Source organism: Ensifer canadensis (genome assembly GCF_017488845.2).
GTDB lineage: Bacteria > Pseudomonadota > Alphaproteobacteria > Rhizobiales > Rhizobiaceae > Ensifer > Ensifer canadensis.
On record NZ_CP083371.1, the window covers coordinates 743,956 to 764,348 of the forward strand.

At 59.7% G+C, this 20,393-nt stretch carries 17 protein-coding genes; 6 read left to right on the forward strand and 11 right to left on the reverse strand.

The window, feature by feature from the left end; all coding sequences use genetic code 11:
• Positions 1-101 precede the first annotated feature (101 nt).
• The 5 genes from J3R84_RS23020 to J3R84_RS23040 all read right to left on the reverse strand — a co-directional run bounded on the left by J3R84_RS23020 (position 102) and on the right by J3R84_RS23040 (position 5,409).
• Positions 102-1,016 carry a sugar phosphate isomerase/epimerase family protein gene (locus tag J3R84_RS23020; protein WP_203528896.1) on the reverse strand — a complete coding sequence of 305 codons (915 nt, stop codon included), beginning with the start codon at positions 1,014-1,016 and terminating at the stop codon, positions 102-104.
• A 26-nt stretch (positions 1,017-1,042) separates the two neighbouring features.
• A complete protein-coding gene (locus J3R84_RS23025; protein WP_057218930.1) occupies positions 1,043-2,164 on the reverse strand; it encodes a sn-glycerol-3-phosphate import ATP-binding protein UgpC in 1,122 nt (373 codons plus the stop codon).
• Positions 2,165-2,205: 41 nt separating this feature from the next.
• Positions 2,206-3,093 carry an ABC transporter permease subunit gene (locus tag J3R84_RS23030; protein ID WP_203528894.1) on the reverse strand — a complete coding sequence of 296 codons (888 nt, stop codon included), beginning with the start codon at positions 3,091-3,093 and terminating at the stop codon, positions 2,206-2,208.
• A 7-nt stretch (positions 3,094-3,100) separates the two neighbouring features.
• Positions 3,101-3,991: a carbohydrate ABC transporter permease gene (locus J3R84_RS23035; protein WP_057218926.1), complete on the reverse strand. Its 891-nt coding sequence runs from the start codon at positions 3,989-3,991 to the stop codon at positions 3,101-3,103.
• Positions 3,992-4,065: 74 nt separating this feature from the next.
• Entirely contained in the window at positions 4,066-5,409 is a 1,344-nt protein-coding gene (locus J3R84_RS23040) for an extracellular solute-binding protein (RefSeq protein WP_203528892.1), read from the reverse strand.
• A 764-nt stretch (positions 5,410-6,173) separates the two neighbouring features.
• On the opposite strand from J3R84_RS23040, the gene J3R84_RS23045 reads away from it, so the two are divergent.
• From J3R84_RS23045 to J3R84_RS23065, 5 genes are all read left to right on the forward strand, one after another.
• Entirely contained in the window at positions 6,174-7,346 is a 1,173-nt protein-coding gene (locus J3R84_RS23045; protein ID WP_057220322.1) for an ABC transporter substrate-binding protein, read from the forward strand.
• Between the two features lie 334 nt (positions 7,347-7,680).
• On the forward strand, positions 7,681-8,547 hold the full coding sequence (locus J3R84_RS23050) for a branched-chain amino acid ABC transporter permease (protein ID WP_057218920.1): 867 nt from the start codon (positions 7,681-7,683) through the stop codon (positions 8,545-8,547).
• Positions 8,544-9,548 carry a branched-chain amino acid ABC transporter permease gene (locus tag J3R84_RS23055; protein ID WP_203528891.1) on the forward strand — a complete coding sequence of 335 codons (1,005 nt, stop codon included), beginning with the start codon at positions 8,544-8,546 and terminating at the stop codon, positions 9,546-9,548. Before J3R84_RS23050 ends, J3R84_RS23055 begins: the two co-directional genes overlap by 4 nt.
• Entirely contained in the window at positions 9,548-10,312 is a 765-nt protein-coding gene (locus J3R84_RS23060) for an ABC transporter ATP-binding protein (protein ID WP_057219263.1), read from the forward strand. Before J3R84_RS23055 ends, J3R84_RS23060 begins: the two co-directional genes overlap by 1 nt.
• Complete coding sequence (locus J3R84_RS23065; protein ID WP_057218918.1) at positions 10,293-11,009, forward strand: ABC transporter ATP-binding protein; 717 nt, start codon at positions 10,293-10,295, stop codon at positions 11,007-11,009. The genes J3R84_RS23060 and J3R84_RS23065 overlap by 20 nt, the downstream gene beginning before the upstream one ends.
• 22 nt (positions 11,010-11,031) lie before the next feature.
• On the opposite strand, the gene J3R84_RS23070 is transcribed toward J3R84_RS23065, so the two are convergent.
• The 6 genes from J3R84_RS23070 to J3R84_RS23095 form a co-directional block, all read right to left on the reverse strand.
• Complete coding sequence (locus tag J3R84_RS23070; protein WP_057218916.1) at positions 11,032-12,984, reverse strand: CHASE2 domain-containing protein; 1,953 nt, start codon at positions 12,982-12,984, stop codon at positions 11,032-11,034.
• A 53-nt stretch (positions 12,985-13,037) separates the two neighbouring features.
• Entirely contained in the window at positions 13,038-16,664 is a 3,627-nt protein-coding gene (locus tag J3R84_RS23075; RefSeq protein ID WP_225906419.1) for a FecR domain-containing protein, read from the reverse strand.
• Positions 16,665-16,831: 167 nt separating this feature from the next.
• Entirely contained in the window at positions 16,832-17,098 is a 267-nt protein-coding gene (locus J3R84_RS23080) for a hypothetical protein (RefSeq protein ID WP_203528889.1), read from the reverse strand.
• Positions 17,082-17,609: a hypothetical protein gene (locus J3R84_RS23085; protein ID WP_225906418.1), complete on the reverse strand. Its 528-nt coding sequence runs from the start codon at positions 17,607-17,609 to the stop codon at positions 17,082-17,084. Before J3R84_RS23085 ends, J3R84_RS23080 begins: the two co-directional genes overlap by 17 nt.
• Positions 17,610-17,890: 281 nt before the next feature.
• The gene (locus J3R84_RS23090; protein ID WP_225906417.1) at positions 17,891-18,214 is read right to left on the reverse strand and encodes a hypothetical protein; all 324 of its coding nucleotides are present in this window, start codon (positions 18,212-18,214) and stop codon (positions 17,891-17,893) included.
• A 212-nt stretch (positions 18,215-18,426) separates the two neighbouring features.
• The gene (locus J3R84_RS23095; RefSeq protein WP_203528888.1) at positions 18,427-19,113 is read right to left on the reverse strand and encodes a GntR family transcriptional regulator; all 687 of its coding nucleotides are present in this window, start codon (positions 19,111-19,113) and stop codon (positions 18,427-18,429) included.
• A gap of 205 nt (positions 19,114-19,318) precedes the next feature.
• Here J3R84_RS23095 and J3R84_RS23100 point away from each other — a divergent pair, with 205 nt between their 5' ends.
• Complete coding sequence (locus J3R84_RS23100; protein WP_203528887.1) at positions 19,319-20,362, forward strand: 4-hydroxythreonine-4-phosphate dehydrogenase PdxA; 1,044 nt, start codon at positions 19,319-19,321, stop codon at positions 20,360-20,362.
• Positions 20,363-20,393: the final 31 nt, after the last annotated feature.

The following is a 20,393-nucleotide window of genomic DNA, read 5'->3' on the forward strand; positions in this document are numbered from 1 at the left end:
CGTCTGACGAACGCGCTTCTAGGGATGGTGCAGTTGTCCCGCCGCACATGTGCGGCCGGACAACCAATCAACATGGATGGTAACGCGCTATCCGGAACTCGTCAGGCAGCTGATCGAAGGCCCACCACGGTAGCCAAACGCCTTGCCCGTTCCAGGCTCGCAGGTTGCTGATCAGCAAAACGCTCGGCGTTTATTTCCATGATTAATGCCGTGTCTGGAAGGAAGATCAGTTCGGCGAAGATGTCATCCCAAGGAATATCGCCCCAACCAATTGGCAGATGCAAATCTCCGATGCCTAGTGCCGTCGCCTCAGCTGGATGATAGAAGCGGTTCATGGAGTAGGGCAGCCCAAAACTGTCGTGAACATGCAGGTGGCCTGCCACCGGTGCCATTGCCCGCAATTGCTCGCGAAAATCCAGCCCGCGATGCGTGGCCTCGATGTAGGCATGCGAGAAGTCGATAAGCGCAACGACGTTGTCGGAGCCGATCGAACGGACTGTTTCGGCGACCTGGCTCGGTGTTTGCCGATACTGTCCGGTTTCCGTCGTGAAAATGTTTTCAAGCGCGATGCGTACCCCATATCCTTTTGCGATATCCGACATCTCTGCGAGTGCGTCGCGTTCCATCTTGTCGAGATCAGCGGCGCTCTCTCCGGCGGCAAGCTGCGCCGCGCCGGAGTGATGGACAAGGATTCCCGCGCCGAGCCGATCGCACAGCTCGAGCATCGCTCTCACGACCTTCTTCTGCAAATCGTGATGCTGGCGATCCATGAAGTTGGATACGATCTGACCGTGCAGCGAAAGCTTCTTGAAATGGTACTTGCGCGTGATGTCGGCGACGCGCTGGAGCCGATCCTCGATGAGGCGACCTCGGCTGATGATCTCCTCGCCATAGATCCCGATCTCGCAGGCATCCGCGCCCGTATCGGCGATTTCGCGCAAAGAAGCGTCAAGGCTCGACAGATCTCCCTTGCCCGTCCGGTTGCAAAAGCCAATAGCGGATATGAACTCGTTCATTTCCATCTCCTTCGATGTTGCGATGATCAGACTGCTTCGAGCACCTGCCGCGCATTGCGGCCACTGCGAGGCTCGACTTCAAGCTCGATACGCCGACCAGTCTCTCGGTCGAACACATGCAAATGTGCAAGCGGCAGTTCCAGCGCGATCCGGTCGCCAGGCCTTACGTACGTCTCTTCATCGACACAGGCTGCAAAGGGCTGGCCATCCAATTCCGAGTGGATGACGCGGCCAGCTCCGAGCTCTTCTACAAAGTCCACTTTCATCGAGATGCCTCTTGCCCCAGTGGCAACAACACACTGTTCCGGACGAATGCCCACGGTCACACGTCTTTCACCCAAGCGTGTGGCAAGAGCCCTGTCGATCGGCATCTTCGTGCCGCTGAACGCAAGGCAGGCGTCATCGACGTTGATGTGAGCGTCAAACAGGTTCATCGCCGGCGAACCGATGAAGGAGGCGACGAAAATGCTTGCTGGGCGGTGGTAGATGTCAAGCGGCTGGCCCACCTGTTCGACGACGCCCTTGTTCATGACGACCAGCTTGTCTGCGAGAGTCATCGCTTCTACCTGATCATGCGTGACGAAAACGGACGTTGCCGACAGGCGCTGATGGAGCTTGCGGATCTCGGCGCGCATGGTGACACGAAGCTTGGCATCGAGATTCGACAACGGTTCGTCGAAAAGGAATACGTTCGGTTCCCGGATGATCGCGCGCGCCATGGCAACCCGTTGCCGCTGGCCACCGGAGAGGGCCGCAGGTTTGCGATCGAGATAGTCGGCGAGCCCGACGATCTTGGCTGTCTCCTCGATGCGGCGAAGGCGCTCTGCCTTTGGTACGCCAGCGACTTTCAGGGCATAGCCGATGTTTCCCGCGACCGTCATGTGTGGATAGAGGGCATAATTCTGAAACACCATGGCGCAACCGCGTTCGCGCGGTTCAAGCCTGTTAACGACCCGTCCGTTGATGGCGATCTCACCCGCGGTGATTTCCTCCAGTCCCGCGATCATCCTGAGAAGCGTGGATTTGCCACAGCCTGATGGGCCGAGGATCACCACGAATTCTCCCGACGCAAAAACAAGGTCGATGCCATGCAAGGTGGGGGTCTTGCCGTAAGATTTACGCACGGCGCGAATTGCGATGTCAGCCATGAACGAGGACCTCTTTTATTCTGCAGATGGGGGAAGCGGTTTCACTTTTCGGTGGCCACCAGGCCCTGTACGAACCAGCGCTGCAAGACGGCAACGACGACCAATGGGGGCAGCATGATGATCAGCGATCCGGCGAGCGTCACGTTCCAATCCGGCGTGCCGTTGTCGGCCGGCAGGAGTGCGACCAGCGACATCATCGTGGTCTTATAGGCAGGGTCCGTCACCATCAGGAGCGGCCAGAGATACTGGTTCCAGCCGTAGACGAACATGATCGTGGTCAGAGCGAGCATGTTGGTGCGCGAGAGCGGCAAGAGCATATCGATAAAAAAACGGACCGGGCCCGACCCGTCCATTCGCGCGGCCTCGGCCAGTTCATCGGGCAGAGTTAGGTAGAATTGGCGGTAAAGGAATGTTCCGGTGGCCGTTGCGATTAGCGGCAGCGTGAGACCGGCGTAGGAGTTGAGAAGGTTCCAGTCGAGGGACACCTCGAAACCAGTCGCAGCGGAGATGAGAAGCCGTACGGGCTGAAACAAATCGGCAGCGACTGCGTAGGTGGGCACGACACGCACCTCAAGCGGCAGCATCAACGTGATGAACACCATCCAGAAAAAGAAGCCCTTCAGCGGGGTTCGGAAGAATACGATGGCAAAGGCAGTCAACGCTGACAGTGCGACCTTCCCGACAGTCACGAGGCTGGCCATCACGAAGCTGTTCAACATCGCCGTCCCGAGGTTCGCCCGCGTCCAGGCGGCGCTCATATTCTCAAACAGGCGATCCTGCGGCAGGAAACTGAAGGGTATGGAGTTGACCTGCTGAAACGTTTGGCTCGCGCCCGACACGATGACGATGAAGGGACCTATCAGCAGGAGGAAGCCGAAGATCATCACGCCATAGGTGAGGGCGTTTGCGAAAGGGGTCCGCTGAATCATGACTGCCTCACTTGTAATGGACCTGGCGCTCGATGAAGCGGAACTGGATAAAGGTGAAGATCATGATGAGGCCGATGAGCACGAGGCTCTGGGCCGACGCGCCGGAGTAGTTCAGTCCACGGAACGCCTCCTCGACGATGCGGTAGACCATCACATCCGTGCCGTGGTTCGGGCCGCCATCCGTCGTACGCGCGACGATGCCGTAAGTGTCCGCACCGACGAAACCTTCGGTCATCATGATCACGAGCAGGAAGAAAAGCGTGGGCGCAAGCATCGGTATCTGGATGTCGACCGCGCGGCGTATCGGGCCGCAGCCGTCCATCGCTGCAGCCTCGATGAGCGACCGCGGGACAGACTGCAGACCTGCGAGAAGGAAGATGAAAGTGTAGCCCGCCCATTTCCAGGCAAACACGACGATGACGAGAATAAGGGCATGGCTGCCATACTTGGCTGGGTTCCAGAAGTCCGGAAAGGCGGCGTTGACCGATGCCATCAGCCCGCGCTCTGGCGACAGGATGAAACGGAAGGCCATGCCGGCAGCAGGTCCCGCAATCGCGTAAGGCAGGATGTAGAGGAACCTGAAGGGCGCGGAACCCGGTAGCTGGCGGTCAACCGCCAGGGCAAGAACAAGGCCGATAAAGATCGTAGCCAAGGTGCCGCAAAGGGCGAACGCCAGGCTGACCCCAACGGAATTCCAGTAGAGCGGGTCGGCGAACACTTCCTTGAAATTGGCAAGTCCGACGAACTCCGCAGTTCCACCGAAGGGCGGTTCGAGCGTGAATGCCCAGCGCAACACCGCGACCGCCGGCCAGTAGAAAAAGAGCAGGATCAGGATGATCTGCGGCAGGGCGAATAGGCTGGGCAGCCACCAGCTACGAAAGGCCGCGCGCTTGTCCATGTGTGCAAATTCCGTGCGTAAGAACAGGTATGGGAGCCTGCCATTGCTCAGGCAGGCTCCCGACGGATCAGATTTTAGTTCAGCGTCTGACCGGCGTAGGTTTTCTCGAAGCGACGCAGCACTGCGTTGCCACGTTCGACCGTCTTGTCGAGCTCGGCCTGCACGTCTGCATTCTGCATGAAGATCGCTTCGAGGGCCGTTGCGAATTCCTTGCGGATCTGAGTGAAGCCGCCCAGGCGAATGCCACGGGTATTTTCCGACGTCGGCGTGAACGAGAGGCTCTGGATCGCAAATTCACGCCCCTTGTAGGGCGCCTTGTCGTAGAAGCCGTTGGACTTCATCGCGTCGAAACCGGTCTTCGTTACCGGAATGTATCCCGTCACCGTTGACCACCACTCGGCCATTTCCGGTGTCGCGATGTAGTTGAGGAAGGCGGCTGCACCCTTGTATTCCGCTTCCGGACGGCCAGCCAGCACCCAAAGGGATGCGCCGCCGACCAGCGAATTCTGACGCTCTGTGCCTTTCCATACCGGCAACATGGCGACATCCCACTTCACGCCCTCGGGAAGGGATTTGCCGATGGTGCCATGGTCGGCGATCGAGGTCTGTATCATCTGGCAGGTCTGGGACGTGAAGGCAGGGACGGTATCCATGCCAAGCTGCTTGGTCTTGACGACGAAGAGCCTCTCGTCTGCCATTTTCTTGAAGAAATTCACGTGATCGACGAACTTGGTCTTGTTGACGACGAGTTCGGCATCCAGCCCCTGGTAACCATTCGCCTTGGTGGCGATCGGCTGGTTATGAATGGCCGAAAACTGCTCCATGAGCGGCCATGTGTCGAAGTTGAAAGCGAGCGGGCATTCGAAGCCGGCGGCCTTCAGCTTGCGGGCCGCTTCCTCGACCTGTTCCCAGGTGTCGGGCTTGAAGTCCACGCCGGCCTTCTGGAACGCATCGACGTTGTAATAGAACATTGCAGTCGAGGAATTGAAGGGGAAGGAATTCAGTTCGCCCCCAGCGGTCGCATAATAGTTGGCGATGCCGCCGAAGTAATTGCTCCAATCGATTGTATAGCCGTTGTCGGCCATCAGCTTCTTGGCCGGCACGAACGCGCCGGACAGCATCATGTCCAGGGTGCCGGCATCATAGATCTGCGTGATCGCGGGCTGTTTTTTGGCGCGGTATGCCGCAATGGTGTTTTGCAGGGTCGTGTCGTATCCGTTTTGCGAGGTGCAGACGATTTCGAATTCGGACTGGCTATCGTTGAACTTCTTGCACGCTTCCTGGACCCGCTCTCCAAGATCACCCGAAAGGCCGTACCAGAATTCGAATTTCGTCGTTTCAGCTGCTGCTGGTGAAGGGCCAAACGCGGCGGTTGCCATCAGGCTGATAAGTGCGAACGTGGTGGCGGAGTCTCTCATTGCAAAACGCTCCTTGCAGAATGGCGGTCACCAAAATCGGCGACACGAATGAGCCGGAGCGCTTGCTAACAGTTGAGTGTGACATTCCCTGCCAAATCGAATGATGAAACGATGAAAGTTCGATTACGGTATTATGAAGGGCCGAGCGCGCATTGGCGTTAGGCTTCTTCCCAGGTGGTCGGAACGACTGCCGCCAAACCAAAGTTTGTGCGAACGAATGAAGTGTTCAATTTTTTTTATTGAACCGATCTGCGAACGCGAACCAGTTGATCGCTGCGCCAGATGGTGCGCTATCGACCATCGCTCTCCTCGTGGAGCTGGAAGTCACTGCTGCTATTGCAGGATCGCGTAGAAGCTGCGCTCGCTTCGCCGCAGCACGGATTTCCTGCGTGAATTCATGCGTGGAAGTGCGCTCCCTGAGAAGTATTCCGCACCGAAGATCGCGAATTCAAGGGTTGGTCACGCGGCGAGATTCTGCCGGTGCCGGGAGGAATCGGTACGCACCTTGGTTAAACGCTAAATCGCTGTCTTCGCCGGGCAGCGCTTTGTTCAACACGCTTTGGACCCAGGTCTCCGGTGCTAGTGCCTAGTTAAATAAACGCTCACCGAAAACCAAGACAAAACATAACTGTTGAATTATGATTTCCACCCCATATTTCATTTTTGCATCACCGTTTCGCATGGCAAACTGACGGACATCAAAATCGGATTGCTTTGTGATGACGGTGCCGCAGCGGGAGTGGACGGTGCCACAGGGAGGAAATATGAAACGGACAATTCTGGCCGCGCTTGCGGCCTTGGCCTTGAGTGGTGCTGCCTATGCGGACACGATCAAGATCGGCGTCGTTGGACCCTTTTCCGGTCCCTTCGCGCTGCAGGGCAAGAACTTCAAGGCTGGCATCGACGCCTATATGGCGATGAACGGCAGCAAGGTCGGCGACGATGATATCGAGATCATCTATCGCGACGTGCCGCAGGCCGATCCGGCGCAATCGAAGGCGCTTGCCCAGGAACTGGTTGTCAAGGAAGGCGTGCAGTATCTGGCCGGCTTCTACTTCACCCCCGATGCAATGGCCGTCACGCCGCTTCTGGAACAGGCGAACGTGCCGCTGGTGATCATGAACGCGGCGACGTCGGCGATCGTGACCAAAAGCCCGCTGGTGGTGCGTACCTCGTTTACCACTTGGCAGACCTCGACACCGATCGCCAAGGTGGCGAAGGATGCGGGCGTTTCCAAGGTCATCTCCGTGGTCAGCGACTACGGCCCGGGTGTCGATGCTGAAAATGCCTTCAAGGCCGGTTTTGAGGCGGCCGGTGGACAGGTCGTCGAAGCCATTCGCATGCCGCTTGCCACCAACGACTTCTCGCCGATCATGCAGCGCATCAAGGACTCTGGTGCCGAAGGCGTCTTCGCCTTCCTGCCGTCGGGCCCGACCACGCTTGGTTTCGTCAAAGCCTATAACGAAAACGGCCTGAAGAGCGGCGGCATCAAGTTCTTTGCTCCAGGCGATCTGACGCAGGAATCCGATCTGCCGGCGCTTGGCGAAGCGGCGCTCGGCATCCAGACGACGTTCCACTACGCCGTCTCGCACGACAGTCCGGAAAACAAGACTTTTGTCGAGGCGGCCGCAAAGGCCATCGGCAATCCGGCCGAACTCTCCTTCCCCTCGGTCGGCGCCTATGATGGCATGCATGTGATCTACAAGATGATCGAGGCGACCGGCGGCGAGCAGGACGCGCAGAAGGCCGTCGATGCAGTCAAGGGTCTTTCCTGGACGAGCCCGAGGGGGCCGGTTTCCATCGATCCCGAATCGCGCCACATCACGCAGAACATCTATTTGCGCGAGGTAACCAAGGCTGACGACGGCACCTACTACAACAAGGAAGTTCAGACCTTCGAGAAGCAGGGCGATCCCGGTCTCGCGGCCCTGAAATAGGCTTTTGGGCAATGTGCGTGCTGATTGAGCCCCGCCCGCATTGGCCGCAAAATACCGGCGTCCGGCGAATTGAGCGAGCCGGGCGTCCCAAAGCATTTCCAGGAAAAGTGCGAAGCGGCTTTCCGTAAAGGGAATGCATAAGATAGGGACGCATTTCCAGGAAAGGCGCGATGCGTTTTTCCATCCGGGAATACCTGAAATGGAAAGATGGAGCGTTTCGGTGCCTCCGTTGAAGGCGGAAACGAACCACGCGCGTGCGGCTGTTTGCCGGGGATGGGTTCGTCTCGTCCCGCCCCTCAGCCGTCAGTGATAACGAAAGGCATCGGATAGCCCCATGCAAACAGTCTTCAGCATCGCGATCGATGCCCTTGCTTATGGCATGGTGCTCTTCGTCATCTCCATCGGGCTTTCCGTCACCATGGGGCTGATGCGTGTCGTCAACCTTGCGCATGGCGCATTTGCCATGATCGGCGGTTACATCGCCTCCTATGCGGCGCGCGACCTCGGCCTTGCCTATGGATTTGCCATCGTGCTTGCCGTCTTCGGCACGATCGTGATCGCCATCCCGATCGAGCGTCTGCTCTATCGTCGCATCTATGGGGCGCCGGAACTGACCCAGGTGCTGATGACGATCGGCATCACCTTCTGCATCATCGGTATCGCCAACTATGTCTTCGGGCCGACGCTGAAGACCGTGCCGCTGCCGGGGCAACTGCAGGGCTCTTTCGATCTCGGTTTCCGCGCGATCGCCACGCATCGGCTCTTTGCGATCCTTTGCGGCCTCGCCGTAGCCATCGCCCTCTGGTACGCGATTGAAAGGACGGCGTTCGGCGTCAAGCTGCGGGCCTCGGTCGACAATGCCGCCATGGCCGCTGCACTCGGCGTGCGCACCGAGATCGTCTATGCCGTGAGTTTCGCGGTTGCCGTTGGTCTTGCCGCCTTCGGCGGTGTTGTCGGTGCCGAACTTCTGCCGGTCGAACCCTATTATGCGCTGCGCTACATGGTGACCTTCCTGGTCGTCGTGTCGGTCGGCGGTGCGGGCTCGATCCCCGGCGCGCTTGTCGCCTGTTTGCTGCTCGGCGGCATCGACACGACCGGCCGTTACCTGATGCCCGAGTTCGGCGAATTCTTCTTCTATCTGGCCGTCATCGCGATCATCTGCGTCTTCCCGCGCGGACTTGCCGGGAGAGCCAAGGGATGACCATGACCACCACCAACGACCTGATTGCACGGACAGCGGGCAAGCGCCGCTTCGGCGGCGGCGACCTGATCGGTCTCGGCGTCATTCTGGCGCTCGCTATTGTCGGCTACTTCCTGTTTCCCAACAATCTGGCGCTGCTGACGCGCATCATCGCCATCGCGCTGTTGGTGCTCTCGCTTGACCTCGTCACCGGCTATTGCGGGGTGGCGACGCTCGGACACGCGGCGCTGTTCGGCGCCGGTGCCTATGCCGCGGGGATTGTCTCAGCGCATTACGGCATCAATGATCCCTTCGCGATGCTCGCCTTCGGCATTGCCGCCGGCGCCGTTGCCGGCCTCATCTGCGGAGCGGTGATCCTGCGTGCACACGGTCTTCCGCAACTGGTGCTGTCGATCGCCCTCATCCACCTCTTCCATGAGTTCGCCAACAAGGCGTCGTCCTGGACCGGCGGCAGTGATGGCCTGTCCGGCATCGCGCCGAGCGCTTTGCTCGGTCTTTACGAGTTTGACCTGTGGGGACGCACGGCTTACGTCTTCGGCGTCGTGCTGCTAGTGCTTGTCTTCGCCGTCCTGCGGCTGATCGTGCGCTCGCCGTTCGGCATGCTGTGTCGCGCCATCAAGGAAGACCCGATCCGCATCCGCTCCATGGGGGCATCGCCGAAGGGCGCGCTGATGAAGATGTATGTCATCTCCGGGGCCGTCGCCGGTGTCGGCGGCGCGCTCAACGCCATCTCGACGCAGGTGGTCGGTCTCGACAGCCTGTCCTTCACCCTGTCGGCCGAAAGCCTGGTGATGCTCGTTCTCGGTGGAACTGGTTCGCTCTTCGGCGCGCTCACGGGCACTATTGTCTTCATGTTCTTCGAAGACGTCGTTTCCGCCGCCAATCCGTTCCACTGGCTGACGATGGTCGGCGCCCTGCTGATCGCCGTCGTCCTCTTCGCGCCGAAGGGGCTCTACGGAACGGCAGCCGCCTTCGTTGCCCGCCGCCGGGAGGCAAAATGATGCAGCCAATCTTTGAAGTTCGAAACCTCAAGCGTGCCTTTGGCGGCCTGGCAGTGACCAATGACGTAAGTCTCAGTATGGCGCCGGGCGACCGCGTGGCGCTGATCGGCCCGAACGGCGCCGGCAAGACGACGTTCGTCAATCTGGTCACGGGCAACCTTGTTCCTGATTCTGGCGAGGTTCGCCTCGGCGGCGAGACGGTCACCCGTATCGATGCCATCGGCCGGGTGAGGAGAGGGCTGGTGCGCTCCTTCCAGGTCACGCGCCTGTTTCTCGACATGACGCCGGCCGAGCATGTGGCGCTCGCCGTCCTGCAGCGCGACGGCCGCTCCGGTCGTCTGTTCGGCAATTTTCTCTCGATGCCTGATGTGATGGATGAAGTCGGGCAACTGCTTGGCAAGCTCGGGCTTCGCGAACTGATGCATCGCAAGGTCAGTGAGATCGCCTATGGCCAGCAGCGCCTGCTTGAAATCGCCGTGGCGCTTGCCTTGAAGCCGAAGGTTCTTCTGCTCGACGAGCCGGCAGCCGGCGTGCCGCAGAGCGACACCGGTCGCATCGAGCAGGCGCTCGCCGATCTACCGGCGGATCTCGCCGTGCTGATGATCGAGCATGACATGGATCTGGTCTTCCGCTTTGCCAAGCGCGTCGTTGTCCTCGCGGCTGGCGCCATTATCTTTGACGGTTCGCCGTCTGATGTCACCCAGGATCCGCGGGTGCGAGAAGCCTATCTGGGGAGCTATGCCAATGCCAGCCACGCCGCTTGAGGTGGAAAACCTGTCCGCCGGTTATGGGCCGACGCGGGTGCTCGAAGGTATTTCGTTCTCGGTTCCAGCGGGCGCGCGCCTGGCCGTTCTCGGCCGCAACGGCATGGGCAAGACCACGCTGCTGGCGACGCTTGCCGGCCAGACGAAACGCTATGACGGCCGCATTCGCATGGGTGATGCTGACGTGACAGCACTGCCAAGCGCGTCACGCGCTCGCAAGGGCTTAGGATTCGTGCCACAGGCGCGTTGCGTGTTTCCGACCCTGACCGTTGAGGAAAACCTGTTCGTCGGCCTCAAGGATCGGCCGAAAGCTGCACTGCAAGAAGCCTACGACATGTTTCCGCGGCTTCACGAGCGGCGGCGCAACCTCGGCAGCCAGCTTTCCGGCGGCGAGCAGCAGATGTTGTCGACGGCGCGTTCGATCCTCGGTCGCCCGTCGGTCCTGTTACTGGACGAGCCGCTTGAGGGGCTCGCCCCGGTGATCTGCGAGGAACTAATGAAGGCCTTTGCCGAACTCGCCAAGACCGGCGACATGACCATCGTACTGGTCGAGCAGCGCATCCAGAGCGCGCTCGATTTCGCCGATCAGGTCATCGTGCTGGAGCGCGGACGCATTGCCTGGACGGGCACGCCGCAGGCGCTTTCAAGCGATCACGACGCCGTCGAGCGATTGCTTGGCGTCGGCGGTCTTCATTGAACCGGTAGCCCCCATGCTGGCTTCACGTTTTCTTCGACCGTGACATATTGAGTTTGCTTCTTTCGCGCTCGTAGTAGCGCGCGAGAGGCGGCAAGGCACTTTTTAGTTTATCGAAGATCACGTCGCGCGCCTTCAGCTTGCCGTCATACTTGGCTTCAAGGAATGCGCGATGCCGTATGAGTGCATCTTTATGGACGCCGACTGCGACCGTGAATACAGGCGACACCGCCGTCCGTCCCTTGACGCTGATCCGGTCAAGCTCGGCGATCGGGAAGATGTTTTCGACGAGTGCCGCCGTGCTTTCTCCGAGAAGCAGGGAAATACCATAGTCCTTGGACGTGGTTTCGAGACGTGAGGCGAGATTGACCGCGTCTCCGAGTGCTGAATAGTCGAAGCGTCGGACTGAGCCCATATTGCCGACGATGCATTCGCCGGTGTTGATGCCGATGCCGATCCTCAGGGTTTGAAGCGGACTTTGCTCTTTCTTGGCCTCCGCCTTGAGTTCCTCATTGACTTCATCTAGCGCGGCAAGCATGTCGAGCGCTGCCTGCACGGCGTGCGCAGCGTGATCCGGATCGTCAAGTGGCGCATTCCAGAACGCCATTAGGCAGTCGCCAATATATTTATCAATGGTGCCGCCCTGTTTCAGCACGGCCTCCGACAGTGGCGTCAGCAGCCGGTTGACGAGCGTTGTCAGGCCCTCAGGGTCGTCCTTCATCTGCTCAGCGATAGTGGTAAAGCCCCGGATATCGCAAAAGAGGATAGACAGCATACGCCGCTCGCCACCGAGCTTCAGATGTGACGGATCGCGCGCCAAACGTTCGACCAGTGCGGGTGACAGATATTGCGAGAAGGCGCGCGTGATTTCGCGCCGCCGCCGCCGCTCTTCTGCATAGTCCAGCCCCGTCTGACCAGCAGCCACAAAGGCAAAGGCGAGGCCCGGCCCAATCGGTGACAGGAAAACTTGGCCGAAACGCATGAGGGCATAGCTCAATACCACGATCGACGTAAGCGCGGCGACGGTGTATGCAAGCGTGCGCCACCCGGTCATGCGCAGAACCGATAATGCGGCGAGGACAGCCGCCGCCGCGATTGCCGCGATGACGGCGGACCGAGGTGCCCGGTCGATGAAGAGATCGTTTGCGAGGTTGTCGTAGATCGTCGCCTGCATCTCCACCCCTGACACCAGTCTGTTCGAATGAACGGTGTCGGAGGAGGCGAAGGCGTCCGCTCCGCCATCGTTGATCGAGGGCGCGTTCTGCAAGCTCAAGCCGACAACGACAACGCGGTCACGAAACGTGCCTTCCGGCAGGAAGCTTTCAGGAGCGAGCGCCTGGTAGTAGGAGACTGTGGGGTAGGTGCGTGCTGGACCGAAGGTCTGGATCAGCGCCGACTGGGGCGGCGGCGTTAAGCGCGTTCCAGCAACTTCAGCCAGGACGGCAGCGAAACCGTCGTGATAGGACGGGATCTCGCGCAGAGTGCCGTCGCCGCCGAGGTCGACTGAGGCTATGCCGGTTCGGGCGCCTTTTCCCGTGAAGACCGCGAGAGGTTCGGTACGGATGAACTGGTCGGCTTGTGGACTTTCGAGCAGCGACTGATCGCCGGCGAGAACCACATCCGGCCCCATAGCAGTTGCAAGACGGTGATCGTTCGCCTCGTCGGACGAAGGTTCGGCAAAGATGACGTCGATACCAATTGCCTTGGCGCCAGCCTTGCGCAGCGCCTCGACCAGCGTGGCATGCAGCGAGCGTGGCCATGGCCATTGCCGACCGATCTCGGCCATCGACGGTTCGTCGATGGCCACGATCACCGGCCCGTTTGGTGGAAGTGGCATACGGCCGATGGTCGAGAGATAGTCGAAACTTCGCAGCTCGTTGAGCGCCCAGGCGCCGGTGCCCGAGGCAAGGCCGAGCGCAGCGGTGACGAAGGCGGCAAGCGCCAGAAGCTTGATGCGGCGTTCAAGTGGGCGGCGCATCTCTTGTTGACCAGTGACGCCTGCCGATAGGTGAGATGAGTCGCGATCCGCCATCAGAACCGCACTTTGACCGTGCCCTTGAACGTCGGCCCCCAACCGGGTAGGCCGTTGCTCAGTTCGAACTCTTCGTCAAGCAGATTGAACGCTGCCAGATTGACCTCGACCTGCTTGTCGAAAGGTTCCCATTCCAGTGTTGCGTCGAGCGTCCAGAAATCGTCGAGCGTCTTACCGTCGGCCGGGCGCGTGCCGACATAGTTGGCGGCGATCGTTGCCTTCACATTAGCGGTGCTTACCCAGGTCAGCGCCACTTGACCGGTGTTTTCCGGGACGAAAAGCAAATCGTCGGTGGGATTGCCTGGGTCGTCTCTAACATCGGCATTCGTATGAGCGGCCGTCGTCGAAAGGCCAAAGCCGTGACCGAGCACAAAGTTCGCGGTTGCAGCCACGCGGTCAAGCCCGACCTTGGCGTAGTCGAGGCTCAACGTGGAGAGCGGTAGGTCGAGCGATAGCTCGCGCACCTCCTGGTGTTGGTAATCGAGGGCAGTGAACAGCCAGTCCTGCCATTCCGCGTCCCAACGAAACGCCAGCGTGTCTGTATACCCCTCGGCACCGAAACGCAGTTGATTGGGCTGCAGGGCGACGACGCCGATAGGGGCGAGCGTGGCCACGTCGAAGTTCAAGCCGTCACGCATCGCTGCCGCCCTCAGCCAATGGCCCTCCGCCGGCGCCCAGGCGATGCCAAGCTTCGGCTCCAAGCGAATATCGTCGTCGTTGACGTCTTCGATGTAGCGCGCAAAGAGTGCGCCCTCGACTTTCAGGTCCGGCGTGATCTCGTAGATGCCATCGATGTAGGCCTTTGCCACCGATTGGGTCGCGGAAATCGAACTCGAAAACGATACCGGGGGTGTCAGACCTGTAGGGTCCGTTAGCAGAAGGTCGGCAGCATTCTTGGATCGGACCTTTCCCGCCTCGACACCATAGCGCCAGGTCATCGCGCCATCGCCAATAAGATGATTTACTGCAGCGACATAGGTTGTTTGCTGTTGCTCGTTGCGGGCCGTGACCGGTGGTGGCAGGTTCGTACTGGAAAGCGCCAACCTCTCGCTTTCGACAGTTTTCTGATCGCTGAAGAAAAACGCAACGTTCGCGACATTGCGGTAACCGAAGGTGTGGCTCCACGCTATACCGGAAAGCAGGCGTGATGACGTGTCGTCGTTTATTGTGTCCAGATTGAACGGCGCTGCGCGAGGATCCGGTATATCAAATATGCTACGGCTGTCATCGAACTTGCCGTAGTTGGCATAGGCAATGATTCTGTCGTCTGGCGTCGGCGTCGCCGTCAGATAACCGTTGCCGCCGAGCAGGCGCATTTCTCGATCGAGTTGCAGATCCTGTTCGAGATCGATTGTATCTCGCGGCTCTTCCCACTGGACATTGCCGTAGACGCTGATCGGGAAAGGCGAAAACGTAAGACCCCGCAGTTCCGCCTCGCCGATCCAGCCTTGATCGTCCTTGTCAGCGATCATGCCACCGCCGAGCGCGGCCTCGAAGAATGGCCGTTGCAGGATGTTGGCTGTGCGTTCACGGCTCGCCAGCATGTGCGGCTCTATCAGCAGGCCCTGAAAGAAGGCCGAGAAACTTTGTGGATTGGCGGTGTTGACGACAGGGCTGCCATCGAAATCATAGGTGTTGAAGAGCGGATTGACGCTGCCGCGCACAGCCTGGTCGACATAGCTCGAACCGGTAAAGGGATCAAAAACGGCGTCGCCGTAGTATTGTCCCCAGGCATTGAGTCCCTGCAGGCGAAACGCGTCGTTGAGCGTGGAGCCGGCATCCTGATTGGCGCCAAGCGCGGCTGTCTCGCCACCGCGCGCCCGGGTGAGGCGCATCAGCTCCTGGGCATAACGAATTGCGGCGTCTGAATCATAGTCGTCGATGGCGATCGCGGTGCGCATCTGCATGACAACAGGATCGTTGGGGTCTAGCCGCTCGGCGTTATCGAGCGCCTGGGCGGCGGGGATGCGATCACCCTTCTCGTAGTAAGCACCAGCCAACAGCAATTGGGCGCCGGAGTAGGCGGGATTGGCGGTAGACCCTGCGAGCAGGTCTTCGACGGCCCTGTCCAATTCGCCGGTTTGCATGTGATAACGCCCGCGCGCCACCAGTGTCACATCGAAGGACGGGTCGGCGGCAAGCGCGGTATCGATTTCGCTCTTCGCCTCAACCATGCGGTTTTCGACAAGGTAGAGGATAGCGAGATTGGCATGTGAGACCGGGTCCTGCGGATCGAGCGCGATTGCACGCTTGAAGGCATTCTCTGCAGCGCGATTGTCGCCGCGCTCGCCCTGGACTAGCCCGAGGGAGTTCCAGATGGACGATGAGCCGGGCGCTGTCTTGAGGCCTTGCTCGAGGTCTGCCAAAGCTCCATCGAGATCGTTCTCGATGTGAAAGCGGTAATCGGAGCGGGCTTGCAGCGCGGTCGGGTCCTCCGGGTCGATCGCCAGCGCCCTTTCGATACCATCACGGACTTCCTCGCGGTCATCCAGCAGCAGGGCGAACTGCGCCCGGGCGGCGGGCAATGTCGGGTCGTCAGGAAACTGGCGCTCTGCTTGCTTGAGGGTATCGATCGCAGAACGGATGTCGTTGCGAAACCCGTTGGTCCAGGCCCGGGCTAGCGCTCCATAGGCACCCGCTGCATCGCGCGGCGGTGCTTCAGCGTGGTCGGGGTTGGCAAGCGCACGAGCGAAGTAGCCGCCATAGGCAGCTATCGCGCGCCGCTTGGTGTCCAGACCGCGTGCCGCACGCGAAAAGAGCTTTGCCGCGTCGTCATAGCGGTTCTCAGCACCCGCGATCAACGCCTCGACGAGGTCGGCACGTGCTTGCTGCGTTCGGCCAAGCCGACGTACACGCGCCTCGGTCAATGCGACCTTCGCCTTGTGACGACCGTTCAGAGACATGTAGATCTCTGACAGCGCGAGCCAGTCTTCGGCAGATCTTGACGGCGGGGGCTCCGCCTCTATCCGTTCTCGCTCATTGCGCATGTCCGGTACACGTAGGGGAGATGCCGGCATCCAGACGAACGAATCACGCAAAGAGAGATGGAACAGCATTTGCTCGCGATCCCTCGGCGTGACGATCACGATCTTGGATGGGGCCTGGCCGATTGCGGCCACCGCACCTTCGCCTTGGCTGACGGTCACGCTGCCAAGCGCATTACTGAGTTCGACCATGCCCTCAAGTACGATCAGAGACGTCTTGCCGTCTGCGCCAACGGTCAGCGTCCAGTCGGTTCCCCGCACAGCGGCGGTCGCTGCCGGGGTGTCGACAGCAAGCCCCTGACCGCCGCGTTCGGCGCGAGCCCAAATCGTACCGGTCTGAAGCTCCAGTTGCGTGTCGCCTGCGGTTGCCATCTTCTTGACGCGCAGCGCTGTGTTTCGTCCGAGCCGTATCTGGGTTCGGTCGGAAAAAAGAACGGCAAGCGCACCGGTTGCGTTGGTGCGCAATACGTCGCCGGAAAGAAGATCTTGAGCGAGATCGACAAAACGCCAGTTGGAAACGTCGACGAAGCGTACTTCCTCGCCGGATCTGCGCGCGATGACGGAGCCTGCGACGGGGGTCGGGCGAGGAACGGGCTCAGCCAATACGTTGCTTGAAGCAAGCACAGCTGCTGCCACAAGCATTATTTGAGAATTTGGCCGCCCCATTCCAATTCCCTGTCCCGATCGCCTCGAAACCAGTGAATTTCGTCCATGTTAAAAGTCAATTCGATTCTATTGTTACGCGATTTTTTCCGATGGCGGTGTAGTATCAAAGCGACAGGGTTCTTGTTCGAAACTGGTTGCTAACTTCAGAACTGCTTCGATTGAGCACTGTTTTTGCAGCCTGAAGGTTTGAGCGCGACCGAGCTGTCTCTGCCGTGGAGAGAAAGCGTAAAACGCTGTGGTCCTGTTGGCTTCTCATAAGGTTTGAGAAGCACATAAGAGGCGAGGGCGGAGGTAATCATGCCGACTGCTTTGGTGGCACATGCAATGCTTGCTTCCAGCAGCGCGATTGCGAGCTTCGAGTCCTTGCGGCACTCAGGCTGACGATCACTGCGCCTATCTGTCCCATCCAAGCGACACTTCTGGCAGATCCGGCACCACTTCAGACTCGGAGGTCGCCCTTCTGTAGACGAGGCCGCTTACATCGAGACGATACGTTTCTGCGGGAATGCCGTTTTCATCGACAACGAGGATACCGACCAGATCCAAGGGTGCGTTACGCACGTAACTTTCTGCACGGTCTAGCATCGCGACGAGGTTCTCCCTTATGCTGGCGGCGGTCCAGCCAGCGGGCAGACCACGTATCGACGAATAATCCTCTCCGCGAATGGAAAGTCCCTTTCTGCGGATTTCATCGATGCTGCGCACCGGTGAATAGTTGGGCGGCTTGCCTGACGCCGCCATTACGATTGCTCCAAGCGGGCAGAGATTTGAATCAATCGTCAGAAGGTCGATATAGTCGCGGGCTTTGGTTCGGGTGGAGGCTGCGATGACCTTGTTGACAGCAAGATCCGCTGGGTTGAGCCGCGCGCCCCACTCTTGATCTCGGATGAGAGGAAAGAAGCGAGACTTGGTCTCGCTCATCCATTGGATTAGCGTGCTGTCGCCATCGCGAAACACCTGCGCTTCAACGCAGCCGTATACGTTGACGTCGATAGTAACGAGAAACCCATCGTTCTTGAGCGTTTCGATATCTCTCTGCGCCGCGGAACCGATCTCCGAGTCGCTATCATGGAAAATATCAATGTCATCCTACACACGCGGCCAGTTCATGTTGAGAACCACACCGCCCGCCATATAGCTGCTCTCGGAGCGGTTTCTGGCGATGGACGCCATGATGTTGCGTTGAAGCACGGTCAGAGCCATTAGTGACCACCGTCAAGTATGGACAACATCTTCCTTCCCATCGCAAAGGCTCGGGCGTCGCCTCTTTCGATGAGCGCATTCGCTACGACCCGTGACCGACTTGGGACATCATCGAGCCTCTCGATGTCGATATTGTCGAATATTCGCAAGCCATAACGCTCGGCCGCCAGACTGAGATATTCCGCTAAACGATCCTTACGGTTTCTGTGATCTTCGCGCATGCCTGCGGCGGCGCTGACAATATCATTGCGTCTATCGCGCGGCACCAGCACTTCTACTCGAACGAGGTCAGCTGCACCACCACGCTCACGGTACCTTTTCATTCTGTCTCGAGACGCCATCGCCGATCCCCTTTCTCGCCAATATATGCGTATCCGGGATACGCATCAAGTTGGATCGCGGACATGTCATCCCGGCGCCGCTTACATGGGGCGACGAATAGCGTGGGGCCGCTCAATATATTGGGGTCGATCCTGAGAATAGGACCCCGGGCAAGAAAGAGCCCGCTAGCTTAGAACGCGACTGCGACGCTTCTTCAAACCGAAGCGCGTACGCGCTCCCAGGCGTTCATCAGGTGGCGGCCGAGCACTTCGGATAGCTTGGCTTTGTCGCGGGCTTCGAGCGCGACGATCATCTCATCGTGCTCGGCAACCGCGGCCGCCCATTTTTCCGGGCCTTCGTGGCCGATGAAGCGGATGCGCTTCAGCCGTGTCTGCAAGACGCTGTGCATGTCGGCGAGCGCCGCATTTTCGGCGAGCTGGACGATCGCCGAATGAATCTGCTGGTTGAGCTTGTAGTATTGCAGCCGGTCGCCGACCTTGTAGCGACGGACCATTTCGTCATGTAGCGCGCGGACTTCGGCAATGCCGGCGTCGCTTGCCGCTTCACAGGCGAGCTTTCCCGCAAGTTCCTCCAGCGTCTGCAACACGGTCAGCATGTCGTGCACGTCCTTGGCGCTGAAGCGCTTCACCACGGCGCCGCGGCTCGGTACGAGCTCGACCAGCCCCTCGCTCGCCAGATACTTGATGGCTTCGCGCAAGGGCGTGCGCGAGACACCGAGCTGCTCGCCGAGCTGGCCCTCATGCAGTCGCGTGCCGGGTGACAAATCACCTTCGATGATCATGTCGCGCAGATGACTGACAAGCGTGTCATGCAGAGCCGTTCGCTTGATCGGGCCGTGGCCACTGTCGGCGCGTCTCTCCAGTGGAATGATTTCGTTCATCATTTTGCTTCTGCGCTTGCTGGCCGCGTGCTGGCCATCCGTTCCCCGTGCATGCCGATTGAATCAGCACTGTCTGATTGAAGCATGGAGACAGGGCTCGTCATCGTCAACAGAAAATTCTGCATACAGAATACAAAAGACTTGATGCAGAATTTTGAATAACGTATGACAGCCTGCGAAAAGCATGAAGTGGAGGACATCTCACATGACGACCAATGGTGCTGCCGGTAACGGCGCGCGTCCTGTCATCGCCCTTGCCATGGGCGATCCCGCCGGCATCAGCCCCGAGCTGACAGCGCGGCTGCTGGCCCTTCCCGATATTCGCGAGGCCGCACACATCATCACGATCGGCGATCGCCGCATTCTGGACGAAGGCGCCAAGGCTGCCGGTCTGACGCTCGATCTCGAGCCCTCGACGCTTGAGGATCTCGACAAGGCCGGTACCGCCCGTCACGTATTCGTCGACCTCGGTCATCTTGATCCGGCAGACGTCGATCGCGGCGAGGCGACGCTCGCCGGCGGCACGTTTGCAACGCGCAACTTCCGCACGGCGCTGGAGCTTGCCCACGCCGGCAAGGCCGAGGCCGTGTGCTTCACGCCCTTCAACAAGAAGGCCATGCGCTTTGCCTATCCCGGCTATGACGACGAGATCCGTTTCGTTGCCGACGTGCTCGGCTTCACTGGCAAGGTTCGCGAATTCAACGTCCTCGAGAAGGTCTGGAATGCGCGTGTCACCTCGCACATTCCGCTCAAGGACGTGGCGGACAACCTTTCGGTCGAAGGCATTCTCGCCGAGGTCGAGCTGACCCAGGTCTGCCTCAAGGAGGCCGGTTACGAAGGGGCGAAGATCGCGATTGCAGGCCTCAACCCGCATGCCGGCGACGGCGGCAGCTTCGGCATGGAAGAGATCGACATCATCGAGCCGGCGGTCGAGAAGGCCAGGGCGCTCGGCTACAACGTCGATGGCCCGTTCCCGGCCGACACCGTTTTCGTGCGTGCACTCAAGGAAGGCTTCAATGCCGTCCTGACGATGTATCACGATCAGGGTCAGATCGCGATGAAGCTCATGGGCTTCGACAAGGGTGTGACGATGATGGGCGGCCTGCCGTTCCCGCTCTGCACCCCAGCCCACGGCACGGCCTATGACATTGCCGGCAAGGGCATTGCCGATGTCGGCGCAAGCCGCGAGGCGCTTCTGCTCGCCGTTCGCATGGCGAAGAAAAAGGCTGCCCTTTCGGCTGCTGCCTGAATTCGCACGTTTTCAACCACTACCGGCGCAG

Coding starts and splice junctions, on each gene's coding strand:
- J3R84_RS23095 (WP_203528888.1), bottom strand. CDS start 19,113: ATGAACGAAATCATTCCACTGGAGAGACGCGCCGACAGTGGCCACGGC.
- J3R84_RS23055 (WP_203528891.1), top strand. CDS start 8,544: ATGACCATGACCACCACCAACGACCTGATTGCACGGACAGCGGGCAAG.
- J3R84_RS23040 (WP_203528892.1), bottom strand. CDS start 5,409: ATGAGAGACTCCGCCACCACGTTCGCACTTATCAGCCTGATGGCAACC.
- J3R84_RS23050 (WP_057218920.1), top strand. CDS start 7,681: ATGCAAACAGTCTTCAGCATCGCGATCGATGCCCTTGCTTATGGCATG.
- J3R84_RS23045 (WP_057220322.1), top strand. CDS start 6,174: ATGAAACGGACAATTCTGGCCGCGCTTGCGGCCTTGGCCTTGAGTGGT.
- J3R84_RS23020 (WP_203528896.1), bottom strand. CDS start 1,016: ATGAACGAGTTCATATCCGCTATTGGCTTTTGCAACCGGACGGGCAAG.
- J3R84_RS23075 (WP_225906419.1), bottom strand. CDS start 16,664: ATGCTTGTGGCAGCAGCTGTGCTTGCTTCAAGCAACGTATTGGCTGAG.
- J3R84_RS23070 (WP_057218916.1), bottom strand. CDS start 12,984: ATGCGCCGCCCACTTGAACGCCGCATCAAGCTTCTGGCGCTTGCCGCC.
- J3R84_RS23025 (WP_057218930.1), bottom strand. CDS start 2,164: ATGGCTGACATCGCAATTCGCGCCGTGCGTAAATCTTACGGCAAGACC.
- J3R84_RS23100 (WP_203528887.1), top strand. CDS start 19,319: ATGACGACCAATGGTGCTGCCGGTAACGGCGCGCGTCCTGTCATCGCC.
- J3R84_RS23060 (WP_057219263.1), top strand. CDS start 9,548: ATGCAGCCAATCTTTGAAGTTCGAAACCTCAAGCGTGCCTTTGGCGGC.
- J3R84_RS23065 (WP_057218918.1), top strand. CDS start 10,293: ATGCCAGCCACGCCGCTTGAGGTGGAAAACCTGTCCGCCGGTTATGGG.
- J3R84_RS23035 (WP_057218926.1), bottom strand. CDS start 3,991: ATGGACAAGCGCGCGGCCTTTCGTAGCTGGTGGCTGCCCAGCCTATTC.
- J3R84_RS23090 (WP_225906417.1), bottom strand. CDS start 18,214: ATGAAAAGGTACCGTGAGCGTGGTGGTGCAGCTGACCTCGTTCGAGTA.
- J3R84_RS23030 (WP_203528894.1), bottom strand. CDS start 3,093: ATGATTCAGCGGACCCCTTTCGCAAACGCCCTCACCTATGGCGTGATG.
- J3R84_RS23085 (WP_225906418.1), bottom strand. CDS start 17,609: ATGAGCGAGACCAAGTCTCGCTTCTTTCCTCTCATCCGAGATCAAGAG.